Source organism: Comamonas resistens (assembly GCF_030064165.1).
Lineage (GTDB): Bacteria > Pseudomonadota > Gammaproteobacteria > Burkholderiales > Burkholderiaceae_C > Comamonas > Comamonas resistens.
In genome coordinates, this window is record NZ_CP125947.1 from 2,329,595 (window position 1) to 2,348,651 (window position 19,057).

Here is a 19,057-nt window from a genome sequence, read left to right on the forward strand (position 1 = left end):
AAAAATCATTACAACAGGAGCAACCGCATGTTCTCTTCCTTCAAATCCTCCGTGAACCTCTCGCGCCGCCACTGCCTCGCCGCTGCGGCCAGCCTGGCCGGTGTCGGCGCACTGGGTCTGGGCACTGCCGGCAATGCGCTGGCGCAGGCCGTCAAGGCCGCTGCCGGGAACAAGGGCACGCAACTCGTGCTGCTGGGCACCAAGGGCGGCCCGCGCGTGGGCGGCGAGCGCTCCAACCCGGCCAGCGTGCTGCTGATCGACGGCGAGCCATTTGTCGTCGATTGCGCCTATGGCGTGGCGGCCCAGCTGGTCAAGGCCGGCATTGCGCTGCCGCGTCTGAGCAAGGTGTTCATCACCCATATGCACTCGGACCACAACCTGGAATACGGCCCCTTGCTGTATTCGGCCTGGGCTGCCGGCCTGCGCAATCAGGTCGATGTCTGGGGGCCGCCGACGCTGGATGCGATGACCAAGGCCTTCATGGAATCCATGAAGTTCGACATCGATATCCGCATCCCCGACGAGAGCAAGCCCGATCTGCGCAAGATGGTGAACACGCACGAGTTCTCCAAACCCGGCGTGATTCTGGAGAACGACAAGGTCAAGGTGACGGCGGTGCGCAATATTCATCCGCCCATCGCGGACTCGTTTGCGCTGCGCTTCGACACCAAGGACCGCTCGGTCGTCTTCTCGGGCGACACGACCTACTGCCCGGCCGTGGCCGAGCTGGCCAAGGGCGCCGATGTGCTGGTGCACGAGGTGATCTATGTGCCCGCCGTGGACGCCATGGTCAAGCGCGTGCCCAATGCCGCCACGCTCAAGGAGCATCTGCTGGCCTGCCACACCACCTCGGTGGATGTGGGGCGCATCGCTGCGGCCGCCGGCGTCAAGAAGCTGGTGCTCTCGCACATCGTGCCGGGCGACGACCCCAGCATCACCGACGAAATGCTGCTGTCCGATGTGCGCCAGCACTTCAAGGGCGAGGCCGTGGTGGGCAAGGATTTGATGGTGATCTGATCACTCTTTCAAGATAAGGACTGGATTGATATGAGCCAATTTGAAAAGACCCCCGGCTGGCTGGACTGGTATGCCAACCCCAGCAAGCCCCAGTTCAAGCTGCCTGCCGGCGCTGTGGATGCGCACTGCCATGTGTTCGGTCCCGGCAACGAGTTCCCCTTCGCCCCCGAGCGCAAGTACACCCCCTGCGACGCCAGCAAGGCCCAGCTGTATGCGCTGCGCGACCACCTGGGTTTTGCGCGCAATGTGGTGGTGCAGGCCACCTGCCACGGTGCGGACAACCGCGCCATGGTCGATGCCTGCAAGTCCTCGGGCGGCAAGGCCCGCGGCGTGGCCACGGTCAGGCGCTCCATCAGCGATGCCGAACTGCAGGAGCTGCACGACGCCGGCGTGCGCGGTGTGCGCTTCAACTTCGTCAAGCGTCTGGTGGACTTCACGCCCAAGGACGAGCTGATGGAGATCGCCGGCCGCATCGCCAAGCTGGGCTGGCATGTGGTGATCTATTTCGAAGCCGTGGATCTGCCCGAGCTGTGGGACTTCTTCACCGCGCTGCCCACCACCGTGGTGGTCGACCACATGGGCCGCCCCGACGTCACCAAGGGCGTGGACAGCGAAGAGTTCGCCCTGTTCCTGAAGTTCATGCGCGAGCACCAGAACGTCTGGAGCAAGGTTTCCTGCCCCGAGCGCCTGTCCGTCACCGGCCCCAAGGCGCTGAATGGCGAGCAGAACGCCTACCAGGACGTGGTGCCGTTCGCGCGCCGCGTGGTCGAGGAGTTCCCCGATCGCGTGCTCTGGGGCACGGACTGGCCGCACCCCAACCTGAAGGACCACATGCCTGACGACGGCCTGCTGGTGGACTTCATTCCCCATATCGCTCCCACAGCAGAGCTGCAGCAAAAGCTGCTGGTGGACAACCCCATGCGTCTGTACTGGCCCGAAGAGGTCTGACGGAGTTCCGGCGACACATACACCCGGAAACAGGCCGCAGCCTTGTCGCATGGGCTGCGCCATCCGTAAACGAGGAGAATTTATGGCTTTGGAAAAACCGTATCTGGACGTGCCCGGCACCATCATTTTCGATGCCGAGCAGTCCCGCAAGGGCTACTGGCTCAACCAGTTCTGTATGAGCCTGATGAAGGCAGAGAACCGCGAGCGCTTTCGCGCCAACGAACGTGCCTATCTCGACGAGTGGGCGATGACCGAGGAGCAAAAGCAGGCCGTGCTGGCGCGCGACCTGAACTGGTGCATGCGCACGGGCGGCAATATCTACTTCCTGGCCAAGATCGGCGCCACCGACGGCAAGAGCTTCCAGCAGATGGCCGGCTCCATGACCGGCATGACCGAAGAAGAGTACCGCGCCATGATGATGGGCGGCGGCCGCTCTGCCGAAGGCAATCGCTACGTGGGCGAGGACGGTGATGCGCAGGCACACCATCAGCCACAAGGCAGTGCTCGCAGCGCAGGCAACCAGAACAAGGAAGGCAACTAAGACATGGCACGCATCACCGCATCCGTTTTCACCTCGCACGTGCCTGCCATCGGCGCCGCCATGGACATGGGCAAGACCCAGGAAGCCTACTGGGCGCCCCTGTTCAAGGGTTATGACTTCTCGCGCCAGTGGATGAAGGACAACAAGCCCGACGTGGTCTTCCTGGTCTACAACGACCACGCCACGGCCTTCAGCCTGGACTGCATTCCCACCTTCGCCATCGGCACGGCTGCGGAATTCCAGCCCGCCGACGAAGGCTGGGGCCCGCGCCCCGTGCCCAAGGTGGTCGGCCATCCCGACCTGGCCAGCCACATTGCCCAGTCCGTGATCCAGCAGGACTTCGACCTGACCATCGTCAACAAGATGGACGTGGACCATGGCCTCACGGTCCCGCTGTCGCTGATGTGCGGCGAGCAGGACCCCAAGACCGGCTCCTGGCCCTGCCCGGTGATCCCCTTCGCCGTGAACGTGGTGCAGTATCCCGTGCCCACCGGCCAGCGCTGCTTCAACCTGGGCCGCGCCATCCGCAAGGCCGTGGAGAGCTACGACCAGGACATCAACGTCCATATCTGGGGCACGGGCGGCATGAGCCACCAGCTGCAGGGCGCGCGCGCGGGCCTGATCAACAAGGAATGGGACAACCAGTTCCTGGATCTGCTGATCGAGAACCCCCACGGTCTGGCGCAGATGCCCCATATCGACTATGTGCGCGAAGCCGGCTCGGAAGGCATCGAGCTGGTGATGTGGCTGATTGCGCGCGGCGCCATGTCCGATGTGGACGGCCCCGCACCGCTGCCCAAGGTGGCGCACCGCTTCTACCATGTGCCCGCATCGAACACCGCAGTGGGCCATCTGATCCTCGAGAATCAGTAAACGTTTCACCACGTTCGCTGCTTCGCGTATTCACTGCCCCCTGTGGGGGGCTTCGCCTCCTTGAGGCGGCTCTACGGAGATCCCAATCATGAGCAAGACCATCAAAGTAGCGCTGGCTGGCGCAGGTGCCTTCGGCATCAAGCACCTGGACGGCATCAAGAACATCGACGGCGTGGAAGTCGTCTCCCTGGTCGGTCGCCGTTTTGACCAGACCAAGGAAGTGGCCGATAAATACGGCATCAAGCATGTGGCAACCGATCTGGCCGAAAGCCTGGCGCTGCCCGAAGTCGATGCCGTGATCCTGTGCACGCCCACGCAGATGCACGCCGAGCAGGCCATTGCCTGCATGAAGGCCGGCAAGCATGTGCAGGTCGAGATCCCTCTGGCCGATGCCCTGAAGGACGCCCAGGAAGTGGCCGAGCTGCAAAAGCAGACCGGTCTGGTGGCCATGGTGGGTCATACCCGCCGCTTCAACCCCAGCCACCAGTGGGTGCACAAGAAGATAGCTGCCGGCGAGTTCAACATCCAGCAGATGGATGTGCAAACCTACTTTTTCCGCCGCACCAATATGAACGCGCTGGGCCAGGCTCGCAGCTGGACCGACCACCTGCTGTGGCACCATGCCGCCCACACTGTGGACCTGTTCGCCTACCAGGCTGGCAGCCCCATCGTCAAGGCCAACGCCGTGCAAGGCCCCATCCACAAGGATCTGGGCATCGCCATGGACATGAGCATCCAGCTCAAGGCCGCCAACGGTGCAATCTGCACTTTGAGCCTGTCGTTCAACAATGACGGTCCTCTGGGCACCTTCTTCCGCTACATCGGCGACACCGGCACCTACCTGGCCCGTTACGACGATCTGTACACCGGCAAGGACGAGAAGATCGACGTGTCCCAGGTCGACGTGTCCATGAACGGCATCGAGCTGCAGGACCGCGAATTCTTCGCCGCCATCCGTGAAGGCCGCGAACCCAACTCCAGCGTGCAGCAGGTGTTCAACTGCTACAAGGTCTTGCACGATCTGGAGCAGCAACTCAACGCCTAATAAGTTCCGGTGATCGATTGAGACAGACAAAGGCCGGGGCATGCTCCGGCCTTTGCTGGTTTTGCTTTGAAATTTATAGCTGTAAACGCTCTGTTCATATGGGCTATAGGCTATAAATGCCTTAAATTTGCCATCCTCAAGGAGCATCCGTGCAAAACCGACCACTAGGCCCATTCAGCGTCGCCAATGTCGCGCTGGGCTGCATGAATTTCTGCCATGCCTACGGCAACCCCGTCTCTACCGAGCAATCGCACGCCGTGCTGCATGCGGCACTGGACGCGGGCGTCACGCTGTTCGACACTGCCGCGCTCTATGGCTTTGGCGCCAGCGAATCGCTGATCGGACCCGTGCTCAAGCCCCACCGCAATCAGATCACCCTGGCCAGCAAATGCGGCATGGCGGGCGTGCGCGGCGAAGACGGCGTGATGCGCCGCGTCATCGACGGTCGTCCCAAAACCCTGCGCCAGAACTGCGAAGACAGTCTCAGGCGCCTGGGCACCGATGTGATCGATCTCTACTATCTGCATCGCTGGGACAGGAACGTGCCCATCGAGGAGTCGGTGGGCGAGATGGCGCGCCTGAAGGAAGAGGGCAAGGTTCGCGCACTGGGCCTGTCGGAAGTGGGCGTCGATGCGCTGCGCCGCGCGCACAAGGAGCACCCGATTGCCGCGCTGCAAAGCGAATATTCGCTGTGGTCGCGCAATGCGGAGCTGGGCACGCTCGCCGCCTGCAAGGAGCTGGGCATTGCCTATGTGGCCTTCAGCCCCATGGGCCGGGCCTTCTTCAGCGGCAAGCTGCAGCAGGTGGACAACCTGGTCAAGGGCGATATCCGCGCCACCATGCCGCGTTTTGCCGGCGATGCCTATGCGCAGAACCTGCGCCTGCTGACGCCCATGCAGGCCGTGGCGGAAAAGGCTGGCTGCACGCTGGCCGAGCTGGCCATCGCCTGGGTGTTGCACCAGGGCGAGCATGTGATCGCCTTGCCCGGCACCACCAGCGTGGAGCATCTGCACGAAGACATTCGCGGCGGCAGCGTCAGGCTCGACGCCGGGCTGCTGGCCGAGCTCGATGACATCTTTAAGCCCGAAGCCATTGCGGGCGACCGCTATGCGCTGCAAGGCCAGGGCGAGGTCGATACCGAGAAGTTCGCGTTTGAACAGCGCCCCGCCTGAGGCGGATGGCTGATCGCTCTGGTGGCTTAGGCGGGCAGGGCGTGCAGCGGAATGTCCCTGTCCTGCGCCAGCTGCATCAGCTGCGCGCAGTTGCGGGCGGCCAGAAACCGGGCCACGCCCTGATGGATCTCGGGCTTGCGCATGTCGGTTGGGTGGCTGAACAGAAGGTCTGCCGCTTCGCACAGGCGCTGTGCAAAGTGAGGCTCCAGCGCGGCCACGGCCACGATGCCGTCGGCACACGGGTAGATGCGGTAGCCCGCATGGGCGCCGCCGACATCGCCCGCGGGCTGGGTCAGGCCCCAGTGCCAGGGCAGGGCCAGCCATTGCGCGGCCTGGGCCAGACCGACCTCGCGCACTATGCCGTGCCCGCTGCGGCTGCTGACAAGCACGGCCTGGAGCACGGCTTCGCTGGCCATCAGCGCCCCCGCCATATCGGCAAACAGGCTGGGGGGCAGGGCGGTGCTGTGCACGAGGCCCGCTTCGGCCTGATAGGTGAGGTCGTGGCCGGGGACATCGGCCAGCTCGCCCGCGCTGCCGACCACGCGCACCAGCGACAGCCTGGGGTAGCGCTGCTGCAGGGCTTCCCAGCCCAGGCCCAGCTTGCTCAGGGCCGATGGACGGAACGAGGTCAGCAGCACATCGGTTTGCGCTAGTTGCTCATGCAGACTGGCCTGGCCTTCGGCGGTCTTGAGATCGGCCTGCAGGGTCTGCACCTTGTCATGCATCTGCGCGTAGGCATCGGGGCAGTAGAGGCCCATGGGGTCGGCGCTGCGGCCTGAACCGGGGGCCAGAGGCTCGAGCTTGCGGCAATCGGCTCCCATGCCGGCGCAGCGCCACAGTGCGGCGGGGCCGGGCAGGTTCAGAGCCAGGCTGAGTATGCGAATTCCTTGCAGGGGTTGAATGGCGGTGCTGGGCATGAGTGGGAGTATTCCTTGTCTGGACTTGTGCAAGCCAGGGTGGCATCAGGATGGCTTGCTTGAAGCGAAGCCCTTGCCTGAGCCTGATTGGCGTGAGTCGTGCTTGCTCAACTGCTTGCGCAACTGCGGTTGTAGTGCAAGCCGGGCCCCAGCCCTGGCACTTTCAGGACAGTCTGTTGCGCTGACGATGCTTTCATGCTCTGTTGCGCTGTGGCAAGCTTGCCCTATCTGTAAAAAACGCCCCTTGGGGCGTGTTCGATCGACCGAGATGCGTAGACGTACGCTTTTGTCCCTGGGCGCAGCCTCCGTGCTGGCCGCCGGCGGGGGCTGGAAGGCTTTTTCCATGAACTCCACTTCTTCTTCCCTGTTGCCCGAGCAACTGTTGCAGCAACTCAAGCCTTCGCCACGCATGCCGGTGATGTTCCTGGGCCATGGCAGTCCCATGAATGTGATCGAAGACACGCACTGGCGCCAGAGCTGGAAGGCCCTGGGCCAGGAACTGACGGCCAAGGGCATTGCGCCGCAGCTGATTCTCTGCGTTTCGGCCCACTGGCTGACCGAGTCCGACTGGGCGCTGACCGGCATGGCCCAGCCGCGCACGATTCATGACTTCGGCGGCTTTCCGCAAGAGCTGTTCGATCAGCAATATCCGGCCCCCGGCGCGCCCGAGGTAGCCAGGCAGCTGGCGGCCGAGCTGCATTCGCCGCTGGACGGGTCAGCCCTGCTGCTGGACCAGAAATGGGGTTTTGACCACGGCACCTGGTCGGTGCTGCTGCCCATGTTCCCCGAGGCGAAGATTCCCGTCATGCAGCTGAGCATGCCCTATGGGCTGGCGCCCGAAAAGCATTTCGAGATGGGCCGCCAGCTGCGTGCGCTGCGCGACCGCGGCGTGCTGATCGTGGGCAGCGGCAATATCGTGCACAACCTGCGCGCCATGCAGCGCGGTGCCAGCGACAACCAGGCCTATGACTGGACGATCCAGTTCGACACCGAAGTGCAGCAGCGCCTGGACAGCGGCAATCTGGCCGATCTGAGCACCTTCCTGGACTGGGGCCCGCAGGCCCGTCTGGCCCATCCGACACATGACCACTATCTGCCCCTGCTGTATGCGGCAGGGGCCGTGCAGGAGGGCGAAGCGCCGCGCGTGTTCAACACGGCCTACCAGTATGCGGCGCTGTCCATGCGCTCGGCCATTTGGGGATTGAGCACCTGATCAAGATTTTGATAGCTTGCTACGCTTGTTGTACAAAGTTTTCAGATGCTTTTCTGCCTGAAAACGATATGGGTGATGCGCTAGCAGCTATCAAATATTGAACAGGCAATGAAGCAGCCATAAAAAAAGAGCAACGGATTAAAAGTCCGTTGCTCTTTTTGCTTTCAGGGATCAGGCCCTGAATCGTGAACTTAGATCACGGCGGCGATGGCCTTGCAGACATAGTCGATGTTCTTGCTGTTCAGCGCAGCCACGCACATGCGGCCGGTGTCGGTACCGTACACGCCGAACTCGGAGCGCAGGCGCACCATCTGGTCCTTGGACAGGCCGGAGTACGAGAACATGCCGATCTGGGTGGTGATAAAGGACATGTCTTGCTGCACGCCGGCAGCCTTCAGGCCGTCAACCAGCTTCTGGCGCATGGCCTTGATGCGCACGCGCATCTCGCCCAGCTCCTTTTCCCACAGAGCGTGCAGCTCGGGGTTGTTCAGCACGGCTGCCACCACGGCACCGCCATGGGTGGGAGGGTTGGAGTAGTTGGTGCGGATGACGATCTTCAGCTGCGACAGCACGCGAGCGGCTTCTTCCTTGTCGGAGGCCACCACGGACAGGGCGCCCACGCGCTCGCCGTACAGGCTGAAGCTCTTGGAGAAGGAAGTCGAGACAAAGATGTCCAGGCCGGCGGCCACGAACTTGCCGATCACGGCGCCGTCTTCGGCGATGCCGTGGCCAAAGCCCTGGTAGGCCATGTCCAGGAAGGGGATCAGGCCCTTGGCCTTGACGACGGCAATCACTTCATCCCACTGGGCGGCAGTGATGTCGTAGCCGGTGGGGTTGTGGCAGCAGGCGTGCAGCACGACCACGGTGCCGGCAGCGGCCGCATTCAGGTCGGCCAGCATGCCGGCGAAGTCGATGGAGCGGGTGGCTGCGTCGTAGTAAGCGTAGGTGCCGACTTCAAAACCTGCGTTGGTGAAGATGGCCTTGTGGTTTTCCCAGCTGGGGTTGGAGATCAGGACCTTGGCGTTGGGGTTGAGCTTCTTGAGGAAGTCGGCGCCGATCTTCAGGCCGCCGGTGCCGCCGATGGCTTGCACGGTGGCCACGCGGCCGGACTTGACCACGTCGGACTCGGCACCGAACACCAGGGCCTTGACGCCGTTGTCATAGGCGGCGATACCGTCGATGGGCAGATAGCCACGGGCGGTGGGCTTTTCCATCATGGCCTTCTCGGCGGCCTGCACGCACTCCAGCAGGGGCAGCTTGCCGTTGTCGTCGAAGTACACGCCCACGCCCAGATTCACTTTGTTGGGGTTTGCGTCAGCAGCAAATTGCTCGTTCAGACCCAGGATGGGGTCGCGGGGGGCCATTTCGACGGCGGTAAACAGAGACATGAAAAAATCCTTGAGGGATGGAAATAAGTCAGGTCACCCCCAGCTATTGCTCCGAGCGCGTTAGACGGGCAGGGCATTGCCCGGTGCTCGAAAAAACGCATCAGCCTAGGTTAGGCTTGAGGGTTGGGCTGCCATTCTACTCCGCGCTTACCCTATGCGTCATGGACATGAGATCATGCAAGAACAAAATATGAATGCCGAGCCGCAAGGCCGTTTCGTGCAATACCCTGACTCGCCGTTCGAGCTGTTCCAGCCCTATCCACCGGCGGGCGATCAGCCTGTGGCCATCGAAAAACTGGTTGAAGGCGTCAATGACGGCGAGTCTTTTCAAACGCTGCTGGGCGTGACCGGTTCGGGCAAGACCTTCACCATGGCCAACGTGATCGCGCGTCTGGGCAGGCCCGCCATCGTGTTTGCGCCCAACAAGACTTTGGCGGCACAGTTGTACTCCGAGTTCAGAGAGTTTTTCCCAAAAAATGCGGTCGAGTACTTCGTCAGCTACTACGACTACTACCAGCCCGAAGCCTATGTGCCCCAGCGCGACCTGTTCATCGAAAAGGACAGCGCCATCAACGAGCACATCGAGCAGATGCGCCTGTCCTGCACCAAGAGCATCATGGAGCGGCGCGATGTGGTGATCGTGGCCACGGTCTCGGCCATCTACGGTATCGGCGAGCCCGAGAGCTACCACCGCATGATTATGACGCTGCGCGCGGGCGACACGCTCAACCAGCGCGACGCGATCGCGCAGTTGATCCGCATGCAGTACCAGCGCAACGACCAGGATTTCTCGCGCGGCACCTTTCGCGTGCGCGGCGACACCATCGATGTGTTCCCCGCCGAGCATTCGGAGCTGGCCGTGCGCATCGAGCTGTTCGACGACGAGGTCGAGAGCCTGCAGCTGTTCGATCCGCTCACGGGTCGGGTGCGCCAGAACATTCCGCGCTTCACCATCTATCCCAGCAGCCACTATGTGACGCCGCGCGACAAGGTGCTGGCAGCCGTGGAAACCATCAAGGAAGAGCTGGCCGAGCGCCTCAAGCAGCTGGTGGGCATGGGCAAGCTGGTGGAGGCCCAGCGCCTGGAGCAGCGCACGCGTTTCGATCTGGAAATGCTCAGCGAAGTGGGGCACTGCAAGGGCATCGAGAACTACACGCGCCATCTCTCGGCCTCCAAGCCCGGTGATCCGCCCAGCACGCTGACCGACTATCTGCCGCGCGACGCCATCATGTTCCTCGACGAGAGCCATCAGATGATCGGCCAGCTCAACGCCATGTACAACGGCGACCGGGCGCGCAAGACCACGCTGGTGGAATATGGCTTTCGCCTGCCTTCGGCGCTGGACAACCGCCCGCTCAAGTTCGAGGAGTTCGAGCAGCGCATGCGCCAGGTGGTCTTCGTCTCGGCCACGCCCGCCGAATATGAAAAGACTCATGCCGGGCAGGTGGTGGAGCAGGTGGTGCGCCCCACCGGCCTGGTCGATCCCGAGATCGAAGTGCGGCCCGCCATCCATCAGGTGGACGACGTGCTGCAGGAGATCCGCCAGCGTGTGGAGCTGGAGGAACGCGTGCTCATCACCACGCTGACCAAGCGCATGGCCGAGCAGCTGACCGAATACCTGACCGACAACGGCGTGAAGGTGCGCTATCTGCACTCCGACGTGGATACGGTGGAGCGCGTGGAAATCATCCGCGACCTGCGTCTGGGAGCCTTCGATGTGCTGGTCGGCATCAACCTGCTGCGCGAAGGCCTGGATATTCCCGAGGTCTCGCTGGTGGCGATCCTGGATGCCGACAAGGAAGGCTTTCTGCGTGCCGAACGCAGCCTGATCCAGACCATCGGTCGCGCGGCGCGCAACGTCAATGGCAAGGCAATCCTGTACGCGGACCGAATCACCGAGTCCATGAAGAAAGCCATAGGCGAAACCGAAAGACGCCGCGAAAAACAGATGGCTTTCAACGAAGCCAATGGAATCGTGCCAAAACAGATTGTCAAGAGGGTGAAAGACCTGATTGATGGTGTCTACAGCGAGAAGAGTGGCAAAGAGGCCGAACGTCTGCAGGAACAGGCTTTGCAGCAGGCGCGTGTCGAGGAAATGTCAGAAAAGGACGTGGCCAAGGAGATCAAGCGTCTGGAGAAGCTGATGCTGGACCATGCCAAGAACCTCGAGTTCGAGCAGGCAGCGCGGGTGCGAGACCAGCTTTCGTTGCTCAAGCAACAGCTATTTGGAGCAGCCTCATAGGGAGAAATCATGAATTTCCAAGGGTAACTACGTGAGTTCATGCTGTTACCCGACAAAATTAATGGGGAATGTGATATACTCGCCTCAAACACTCAACAACAAACTTCCCTCACAGAAGGGCTCTGAACCTTAATACAGGACGGAGTAAGGGCGGAGACTGTGCTCGTCTAGGAATGAACGACCAGGCGAGTGTTTCTGTAACGAACAATCCTGACTGAAGGAGCTCGTATGCGTCTTACGACCAAAGGCCGCTTTGCGGTCACCGCGATGATCGACCTGGCACTGCGCCAGAACAATGGCCCTGTGACCCTGGCTGCCATCAGCCAGCGTCAGCAGATTTCGCTGTCCTATCTGGAACAGCTGTTTGGCAAGCTGCGTCGCCACGAACTGGTGGAATCCACCCGTGGCCCCGGCGGCGGCTACACCCTGGCACGCAAGGCGGCGGATATCACCGTGGCCGACATCATCGTGTCCGTGGATGAGCCCATTGATGCCACGCAGTGCGGGGGCAAGGAAAACTGTCTGGGCGAAGCCGGTCGTTGTATGACCCATGAGCTGTGGGCAGCTCTGAACCAGCGCATGGTGGAGTTCCTGGACTCCGTCACCCTGCAAAAGCTGGTGGACGAGCAGTTGGCCAAGGGCATCCAGATCGAGGACAAGCCCGTGGTGCGCCGCGCCATTTCGACTGCTCCCGTGGTCAAGCCCATTCGTGTGAATGCACCGAACTCGGTGTTCGCACTGGGCAACGCCTTCGCCAAGTCCTGATCCTCACGCTGCTTCGGTTTGAAGCGGCGCGACGGACTGCCTTAGCCCGACACCGATGTCAGGGCAGGGGACATGCATGGCTGTGCGGCATGTTTCTCCGCCCCGACGGCACCTCAAGGTGCATCGATTTCCTCACGATTTGTCAGCCAAAAACAAGACGAGCCAGTCATGGACATGACCCCGCACTTTCCCATTTATCTCGACTACGGTGCAACCACTCCTGTGGATCCCCGCGTGGCGGACGCCATGATCCCCTGGCTGCGTGAACATTTTGGCAATGCCGCATCGCGCAGCCATGCCTGGGGCTGGGAAGCCGAAGAAGCTGTCGAGAAGGCCCGCAAGCAGGTGGCCGATCTGATTGGCGCCGACCCACGCGAAATCGTCTGGACCAGCGGCGCGACCGAGTCCGACAACCTGGCCATCAAGGGTGCAGCGCATTTCTACCAGGGCAAGGGCAAGCACCTGATCACCGTGAAGACCGAGCACAAGGCTGTGCTGGACACCATGCGTGAACTGGAGCGCCAGGGCTTTGAAGTCAGCTATCTGGACGTGCAGGAAAACGGTCTGCTGGACATCGAGGTGTTCAAGGCGGCGATCCGCCCCGACACCATCCTGGCCAGCGTGATGGCCGTGAACAATGAAATCGGTGTAGTCCAGGATCTGAACGCTATCGGTGCGATCTGCCGTGAGAAGGGCATCATCTTCCACGTCGACGCCGCCCAGGCTTCGGGCAAGATGGATCTGGACATGCAGACCATGCCCATCGACCTGATGAGTCTGGCTTCGCACAAGACCTATGGCCCTAAGGGCATCGGTGCGCTGTACGTGCGCCGCAAGCCGCGCGTGCGCCTGGAAGCCCAGATGCATGGCGGTGGTCATGAGCGCGGCATGCGCTCGGGCACATTGGCCACGCACCAGATCGTGGGTATGGGTGAGGCCTTCCGCATCGCCAAGGAAGAAATGGCCAAGGATCTGGCGCACGCCCGTGCACTGCGCCAGCGTCTGCTCGACGGTCTGAAGGATCTGGAGCAGGTGTTCGTGAACGGCGATATGGAGAACGGCGTTCCCCATTACCTGAACATGAGCTTCAACTTCGTCGAAGGCGAGTCGCTGATCATGGGCATCAAGGGTCTGGCTGTGTCCTCGGGTTCCGCCTGCACATCCGCCAGCCTGGAGCCCAGTTATGTGCTGCGCGCCCTGGGCCGCAGCGATGAGCTGGCACACAGCTCGCTGCGCATGACCTTTGGTCGCTTTACCACCGAAGAAGAAATTGATTACGCGATCAAGTCGATCCGCGAAAACGTGCTGAAGTTGCGCGAGCTGAGCCCTTTGTGGGAAATGTACAAAGACGGCATTGACCTCAGCACTATTCAATGGGCTGCACACTAAGCACAGATTACAAAGAGTTCAAGAGGTAGACACCATGGCTTACTCCGACAAAGTTGTTGACCACTATGAAAACCCCCGCAACGTGGGCTCGTTCGACAAGAGCGATGACTCCGTAGGCACGGGTATGGTGGGTGCGCCCGCCTGTGGCGACGTGATGAAACTGCAGATCAAGGTCAACCCCGCCACCGGCGTGATCGAAGATGCACGCTTCAAGACCTATGGCTGCGGCTCAGCCATCGCTTCGTCTTCGCTGGTGACCGAATGGGTCAAGGGCAAGACGCTGGATGAAGCCGCTGCTCTGAAGAACAGCCAGATCGCTGAAGAGCTGGCACTGCCACCCGTCAAGGTTCACTGCTCCATCCTGGCCGAAGACGCCATCAAGGCAGCCGTGAACGACTACCGCGCAAAGCGCACCACAGCGGAAGCTTGAGGCCATGGCTATTTCAATGACCGAGGCAGCTGCCCGTCATGTGAATCGCTACCTTTCGCGTCGCGGCAAGGGCGTTGGCGTGCGTTTGGGTGTCAAGACCACAGGCTGCTCCGGTCTGGCTTACAAGCTGGAGTACGTGGACGAGATTCAGGCCGATGACGTGGTTTTCGAAGACCACGGCATCAAGGTGTTGGTCGACCCTAAGAGCCTGGCTTATATCGACGGCACCGAGCTGGACTTTGTTCGCGAAGGCCTCAATGAGGGCTTCAAGTTCCACAACCCCAATGAGCGTGATCGCTGTGGTTGTGGCGAAAGCTTCAGGATTTGACTCCCCCTGAGTCGCTTCGCGCCTTCCCCCCAAGGGGACGACACCTTCGCTGCGAGGCGGCTCTTGCTCGGTGTCCCTGGCGTGTGTAGCGCCCAAGCGTAAGAACGGAACCGCCTCAGCTTTGCTGCAGGCGGTTTTTTAATGCCATGAATCTGCAATCTGACGACTTTGAATTGTTTGGTCTGCCGCGCCAGTTCGCGCAGGATCGTAGCCAGATCGACGCGCGCTGGAAGGAACTCCAGCGCGAGGCCCATCCCGACCGTTTTGCCGCACAGGGCGCGGCCGCGCAGCGCGTGGCCATGCAGTGGTCTGTGCGCATCAACGAGGCTTATCAACGGCTCAAGGACCCGCTCAAGCGCGCAGCCTATCTGTGCGAGCTGCTTGGAGCCCCTGTTCGTGCCGAAGACAATACGGCCATGCCGACGGTATTTCTGATGCAGCAGATGGAGTGGCGAGAGACGCTGGAAGATGCATCATCCGAGTCGCAGCTGGATGCACTCGATGATGAGGTGCTGCAGGCCAGAAAGCAGATGCTGGCCGAGTGCGGGCGCCTGCTGGACGAGATGCATGACGCCGCAGCGGCAGTGCAGCAGGTGAGAGCCCTCATGTTTGTTGCGCGATTTGCGCAGGATGTGGAGCGTCGCCGCGATCAACTGGGACAATGAGTACCAGAGCACCGTTCCCGGCATTGCCCGAGGAACGTATCCATCTTGAAAAGGCCAGCCCTGCTGGCCTCTGATATTTCAAAAGAAGAATTTCATGGCGCTTTTGCAGATTTCCGAGCCCGGCCAATCCCCCGATCCCCATCAGCGGCGCATAGCCGTAGGTATCGACCTTGGTACGACGCACTCTCTGGTCGCTGCCGTGCGCAACGGGGTGGCTGAATGCCTGCCTGATGACCAGGGCCGCGTACTGCTGCCCTCGGTAGTGCGATACATGGAAATGGGCCGCCGTCAGATCGGCTTTGATGCCAAGGACGCGCAGGCCCAGGATGCCGCCAACACCATCAGCTCCGCCAAGCGCTTCATGGGGCGCAGCCTCAGCGATATCGAATCGCCCGAGAAGCTGCCTTATCGCTTCAAGACCGATGGCGACAGCAGCGTGATCTCCATCGAAACGGTGGACGGTGCCAAGACGCCCATGGAAATCAGCGCCGAAATTCTGGCGACCCTGCGTTTTCGCGCTGAAGACACGTTTGATGACGAGCTCTATGGCGCCGTCATCACGGTGCCCGCCTATTTCGACGATGCCCAACGCCAGGCCACAAAGGATGCCGCCAAGCTGGCAGGCATCAACTTGCTGCGCCTGATCAACGAACCTACGGCCGCTGCGATTGCCTACGGCCTGGACAATGCGGCAGAGGGCGTTTACGCGGTCTACGACCTGGGGGGGGGCACTTTCGATATCTCGGTGCTGCGCCTGGCGCAAGGTGTGTTTGAAGTCATTGCCACGGGCGGCGACTCGGCTCTGGGTGGTGACGACTATGACGATGCGCTGGCTGCATGGGTTGCCGAAAAGACCGGCACTCAGCTGCAAAGTGCTGCGGACAAGACCACCTGGCGCCTGGCTGCCCGTGAGTGCAAGCAAGCATTGACGAATGCAGAAACGGTAGCGTTTACCGCTGAACTGTCCTCGGGTTCCGTGGTGTTTGATGTCAAACGTGAGGAATTCACTGCGCTGACTGCTCACTTAACCAATAAGAGCCTGTCTGCCGTGCGCCGTGCGCTCAAGGACGCGGGTCTGAGCAAGGGAGATGTGCAAGGTGTGGTCATGGTCGGCGGCTCCACCCGCATGCCCCAGGTGCTCGAGGCCGTGGCGGACTTCTTTGGCCGTGAGCCCCTGACCAACCTCAATCCCGATGAAGTTGTGGCCCTGGGCGCCTCCATTCAAGCCAATCAGCTGGCGGGCAACAACACGGCTGGAGATCTGTTGCTGCTGGATGTGATCCCGCTGTCGCTGGGCGTGGAAACCATGGGCGGCCTGTCCGAGCGCATCATCACGCGCAACGAGACCATTCCCACGGCCCGTGCCCAGGATTTCACGACGTACAAGGACGGCCAGACAGCTCTGGCCATTCATGTCGTGCAGGGTGAGCGCGATCTGGTGGCCGACTGCCGCTCGCTCGCCCGTTTCGAGCTGCGCGGCATTCCTCCCATGGCGGCCGGTGCGGCGCGCATTCGCGTGACCTTCACGGTCGATGCCGACGGCCTGCTGTCCGTCAGCGCCAAGGAGCAGACCAGCGGCGTCGAAGCGCATATCAATGTCAAGCCTTCCTATGGCCTCTCTGACGATCAGGTGGCGGCCATGCTCAAGGACGGTTTTGCCACAGCTAAGGAGGACATGCAGGCCCGCGCCCTGGTGGAGGCTCGCGTGGACGCCGATCGCATGATTTTGGCCACGAATAGTGCCTTGCAGGCCGATGGCGATGTGCTTAGCGCCGCAGAGCGCGAACATATCGATGCGCTGATGGCCGCACTCAGCGTGTCTGCCAAGAGCGATGACGCCGCTGCCATCGAAGCAGCGACCCAGGCCTTGGCCAAGGGCACGGAAGCTTTTGCCGCCGAACGCATGAACCGCAGCATCCAGCAGGCTCTGGCTGGGAAAAACCTCAATTCCATTTAATTCATAAGCAGAACAATGCCCGTCATCAAAATTCTTCCCCACGCCGAGTACTGCCCCGAGGGCAAGGAAATCGAAGCTTCCGTCGGTACCTCGATCTGCGAAGCCCTTTTGGACAATGGCATCAATATCGAGCATGCCTGCGATATGAGCTGCGCCTGCACGACCTGCCATGTCATCGTCAAGGAGGGCTTCAATTCTCTGAACGAGGCGGAGGAAGAGGAAGAAGATCTGCTGGACAAGGCCTGGGGCCTGCAGCCTCAGTCACGCCTTTCCTGCCAAGCCATTCTGGCGCGTGAGAATGTGACGGTGGAGATTCCCAAGTACTCCATCAATCACGCCAAAGAGAATCATTAAGCACCCCCTGAGGCGCTTTGCGCCTTCCCCCTCTCTCTACGCGCTTCGCGCTAGGGGAGGGGGACGACACCCTCGGTGCGCGGCGGCGCTTCCTTGATGTCCTGGCTTTGGTGCGCGCTTGTTTTAGAAATTGTTGGGCGATGTGAGCGCCGTAGGTAATTGGGAGAAATTGAATGTCGCGCCAAATTGTTCTGGATACGGAAACGACCGGCTTGTCGGCCATTGATGGCGATCGTCTGATCGAGCTGGGCTGTGTGGAGCTGGTCAATCGCAAGCTCACCGGCAACAATCTGCACCTGTACTTCAACGCGGGTCGAGACAGCCATCCTGACGCTCTGCGCGTGCACGGTATCACCACGGAGTTCCTGAAGGACAAGCCGCGCTTTGAGGAGAAGATCGACGAGATCTGGGAGTACCTGCAGGGCGCTGAGCTGATCATCCACAATGCGCCGTTTGACCTGGGGTTTCTGAACAACGAGCTCAAGCTGGCCAAACGCCCGCCGCTCAAGCAATGCGTGGGCAATGTCATCGACACCTTGGTCATGGCCAAGGAGATGTACCCAGGCAAGCGCAACTCGCTGGACTCGCTGTGTGATCGTCTGGGCGTGGACAATTCCAACCGCACGCTGCACGGCGCTTTGCTGGATGCGGAGTTGCTGGCGGATGTCTATATCAACCTCACGCGCGGCCAGGACGCGCTGTTGATGAGCGAGGAACCCAGCGACTCACCAGCCACTGGTGCGATTGCTGTTCCGTCGCTGGATCTGAAGTCCATCAAGCTGCCGGTCTTGCGTGCCAACGAGCAGGAATTGGAGGCGCATCAGGATGTGCTCAAACAGATGGACAAGTCCAGCGGAGGCAAGGTGGCATGGCGCGGCTTTGAACCTGAAGCTGCGGCCTGACCGCTGCAGCAAGAGCACCATTGCTTATCACACCAAGGGCCTGAACCTGTTTCAGGCCCTTGTTTTTTGCTATGCGTAATCTCAGTCGCCTAGCGGTGACAGCGCGCACCGGTCATAACCAGCTCCCCCAAAAGCAACAGGCCGCACCACTGCGCTTAAGTGGTGCGGCCTGTTTGCAATTGCGGGCTGCAGATCAACCAACCGGATGCTGACGGTAAACAGCGGGGCATGTTGAATGGGGTTGCTGCGTTGGTAAACGTGCTTCCATGGACTCAAGTGTGCATGTTGCGGTGCAGAAAAGGTTTCTACAGATTCTGCAAATAGCGGCTTGCTACAGAATATTTTTCTGTTTAGATAAGAAAAGCGATAAATTCAGAGGTATGGATACCTTGGATAAAAAGATTCTTGCTGCTCTACAGGCCAATGCGCGCGCCAGCCTGCAGGAAATCGGGGCGGCCGTGGGCCTGAGTGCCTCGCCATGCTGGACGCGCATCAAGAAAATGGAAGAGATGGGCGTGATCGAGGGCTATACGGTGCGTCTCAACCCCCAGGCTCTGGGTCTGGCCGACTCCGTGCTGGTGATGGTCACTCTGGATAGCCATTCTGACAACACGTTGGAGAAATTTGGCGAGGTATTGGCCACGATCCCCGAAGTGGTGGAGGCACATCTGGTCTCGGGAGAGTACGACTATCTGCTGCGCGTTGTGGTCAAGGACACGCGCGACTACGAGCGCTTGCTGCGCGAGAAACTCTACAAGATCAAGGGCATACGCCATAGCCAGTCATGCTTTGTGCTGCGCACCCTGAAGCGAGCCGAGTTGCCGCTGGGCGTTTGAAAGCACTTGCAGCCTGGTGTGCGTAGAAACGTTGGCTTGTGCCAGGAGCTGGGTATGAATCGGAGCACCGCAATC

The 19,057-nt window shown here is 61.1% G+C and carries 19 protein-coding genes; 17 read left to right on the forward strand and 2 right to left on the reverse strand.

The genetic code is table 11. The features are described 5' to 3' along the window. Positions 1 to 27: 27 nt before the first annotated feature. The 6 genes from QMY55_RS10890 to QMY55_RS10915 all read left to right on the forward strand — a co-directional run bounded on the left by QMY55_RS10890 (position 28) and on the right by QMY55_RS10915 (position 5,596). Entirely contained in the window at positions 28 to 1,017 is a 990-nt protein-coding gene (locus QMY55_RS10890) for an MBL fold metallo-hydrolase (RefSeq protein ID WP_283488605.1), read from the forward strand. Positions 1,018 to 1,047: 30 nt separating this feature from the next. Continuing rightward, the gene (locus tag QMY55_RS10895) at positions 1,048 to 1,965 is read left to right on the forward strand and encodes an amidohydrolase family protein (RefSeq protein ID WP_283488606.1); all 918 of its coding nucleotides are present in this window, start codon (positions 1,048 to 1,050) and stop codon (positions 1,963 to 1,965) included. Between the two features lie 82 nt (positions 1,966 to 2,047). Further along, the gene (gene ligA / locus QMY55_RS10900) at positions 2,048 to 2,506 is read left to right on the forward strand and encodes a protocatechuate 4,5-dioxygenase subunit alpha (protein WP_283488607.1); all 459 of its coding nucleotides are present in this window, start codon (positions 2,048 to 2,050) and stop codon (positions 2,504 to 2,506) included. 3 nt (positions 2,507 to 2,509) lie between these two features. Next, positions 2,510 to 3,379, forward strand: a complete 870-nt coding sequence (locus tag QMY55_RS10905; protein ID WP_003075873.1) for a class III extradiol dioxygenase subunit beta — start codon at positions 2,510 to 2,512, stop codon at positions 3,377 to 3,379. Between the two features lie 88 nt (positions 3,380 to 3,467). Next, positions 3,468 to 4,424, forward strand: a complete 957-nt coding sequence (locus QMY55_RS10910; protein WP_283488608.1) for a Gfo/Idh/MocA family oxidoreductase — start codon at positions 3,468 to 3,470, stop codon at positions 4,422 to 4,424. Positions 4,425 to 4,573: 149 nt separating this feature from the next. Continuing rightward, a complete protein-coding gene (locus tag QMY55_RS10915) occupies positions 4,574 to 5,596 on the forward strand; it encodes an aldo/keto reductase (protein WP_283488609.1) in 1,023 nt (340 codons plus the stop codon). 26 nt (positions 5,597 to 5,622) lie between these two features. Here QMY55_RS10915 and QMY55_RS10920 read toward each other — a convergent pair whose 3' ends face one another. After that, complete coding sequence (locus QMY55_RS10920) at positions 5,623 to 6,513, reverse strand: CaiB/BaiF CoA-transferase family protein (RefSeq protein ID WP_283488610.1); 891 nt, start codon at positions 6,511 to 6,513, stop codon at positions 5,623 to 5,625. Between the two features lie 286 nt (positions 6,514 to 6,799). On the opposite strand from QMY55_RS10920, the gene ygiD reads away from it, so the two are divergent. Beyond that, positions 6,800 to 7,726, forward strand: coding sequence for a 4,5-DOPA-extradiol-dioxygenase (ygiD, locus tag QMY55_RS10925; protein ID WP_283488932.1), 927 nt, complete (start codon positions 6,800 to 6,802; stop codon positions 7,724 to 7,726). A gap of 191 nt (positions 7,727 to 7,917) precedes the next feature. Here ygiD and QMY55_RS10930 read toward each other — a convergent pair whose 3' ends face one another. Next, a complete protein-coding gene (locus tag QMY55_RS10930) occupies positions 7,918 to 9,114 on the reverse strand; it encodes an amino acid aminotransferase (RefSeq protein ID WP_283488611.1) in 1,197 nt (398 codons plus the stop codon). A gap of 175 nt (positions 9,115 to 9,289) precedes the next feature. Between QMY55_RS10930 and uvrB the strand changes: the two genes are divergently transcribed. From uvrB to QMY55_RS10980, 10 genes are all read left to right on the forward strand, one after another. Beyond that, the gene (gene uvrB / locus QMY55_RS10935; protein ID WP_283488612.1) at positions 9,290 to 11,356 is read left to right on the forward strand and encodes an excinuclease ABC subunit UvrB; all 2,067 of its coding nucleotides are present in this window, start codon (positions 9,290 to 9,292) and stop codon (positions 11,354 to 11,356) included. A 228-nt stretch (positions 11,357 to 11,584) separates the two neighbouring features. After that, complete coding sequence (gene iscR, locus QMY55_RS10940) at positions 11,585 to 12,121, forward strand: Fe-S cluster assembly transcriptional regulator IscR (RefSeq protein WP_066481443.1); 537 nt, start codon at positions 11,585 to 11,587, stop codon at positions 12,119 to 12,121. A gap of 168 nt (positions 12,122 to 12,289) precedes the next feature. Beyond that, a complete protein-coding gene (locus QMY55_RS10945) occupies positions 12,290 to 13,510 on the forward strand; it encodes an IscS subfamily cysteine desulfurase (protein ID WP_283488613.1) in 1,221 nt (406 codons plus the stop codon). A 34-nt stretch (positions 13,511 to 13,544) separates the two neighbouring features. Continuing rightward, positions 13,545 to 13,940: a Fe-S cluster assembly scaffold IscU gene (iscU, locus tag QMY55_RS10950; RefSeq protein WP_283488614.1), complete on the forward strand. Its 396-nt coding sequence runs from the start codon at positions 13,545 to 13,547 to the stop codon at positions 13,938 to 13,940. A gap of 4 nt (positions 13,941 to 13,944) precedes the next feature. Next, positions 13,945 to 14,268 carry an iron-sulfur cluster assembly protein IscA gene (gene iscA / locus QMY55_RS10955; RefSeq protein WP_283488615.1) on the forward strand — a complete coding sequence of 108 codons (324 nt, stop codon included), beginning with the start codon at positions 13,945 to 13,947 and terminating at the stop codon, positions 14,266 to 14,268. Positions 14,269 to 14,414: 146 nt separating this feature from the next. Next, positions 14,415 to 14,933, forward strand: coding sequence for a Fe-S protein assembly co-chaperone HscB (hscB, locus tag QMY55_RS10960; RefSeq protein ID WP_283488616.1), 519 nt, complete (start codon positions 14,415 to 14,417; stop codon positions 14,931 to 14,933). A 94-nt stretch (positions 14,934 to 15,027) separates the two neighbouring features. Further along, the gene (hscA, locus tag QMY55_RS10965; protein WP_283488617.1) at positions 15,028 to 16,890 is read left to right on the forward strand and encodes a Fe-S protein assembly chaperone HscA; all 1,863 of its coding nucleotides are present in this window, start codon (positions 15,028 to 15,030) and stop codon (positions 16,888 to 16,890) included. Between the two features lie 15 nt (positions 16,891 to 16,905). Beyond that, on the forward strand, positions 16,906 to 17,244 hold the full coding sequence (fdx, locus tag QMY55_RS10970) for an ISC system 2Fe-2S type ferredoxin (RefSeq protein WP_283488618.1): 339 nt from the start codon (positions 16,906 to 16,908) through the stop codon (positions 17,242 to 17,244). Positions 17,245 to 17,417: 173 nt separating this feature from the next. After that, the gene (gene dnaQ / locus QMY55_RS10975) at positions 17,418 to 18,146 is read left to right on the forward strand and encodes a DNA polymerase III subunit epsilon (protein ID WP_283488619.1); all 729 of its coding nucleotides are present in this window, start codon (positions 17,418 to 17,420) and stop codon (positions 18,144 to 18,146) included. A 380-nt stretch (positions 18,147 to 18,526) separates the two neighbouring features. Next, on the forward strand, positions 18,527 to 18,982 hold the full coding sequence (locus QMY55_RS10980) for an Lrp/AsnC family transcriptional regulator (protein WP_283488620.1): 456 nt from the start codon (positions 18,527 to 18,529) through the stop codon (positions 18,980 to 18,982). Positions 18,983 to 19,057: the final 75 nt, after the last annotated feature.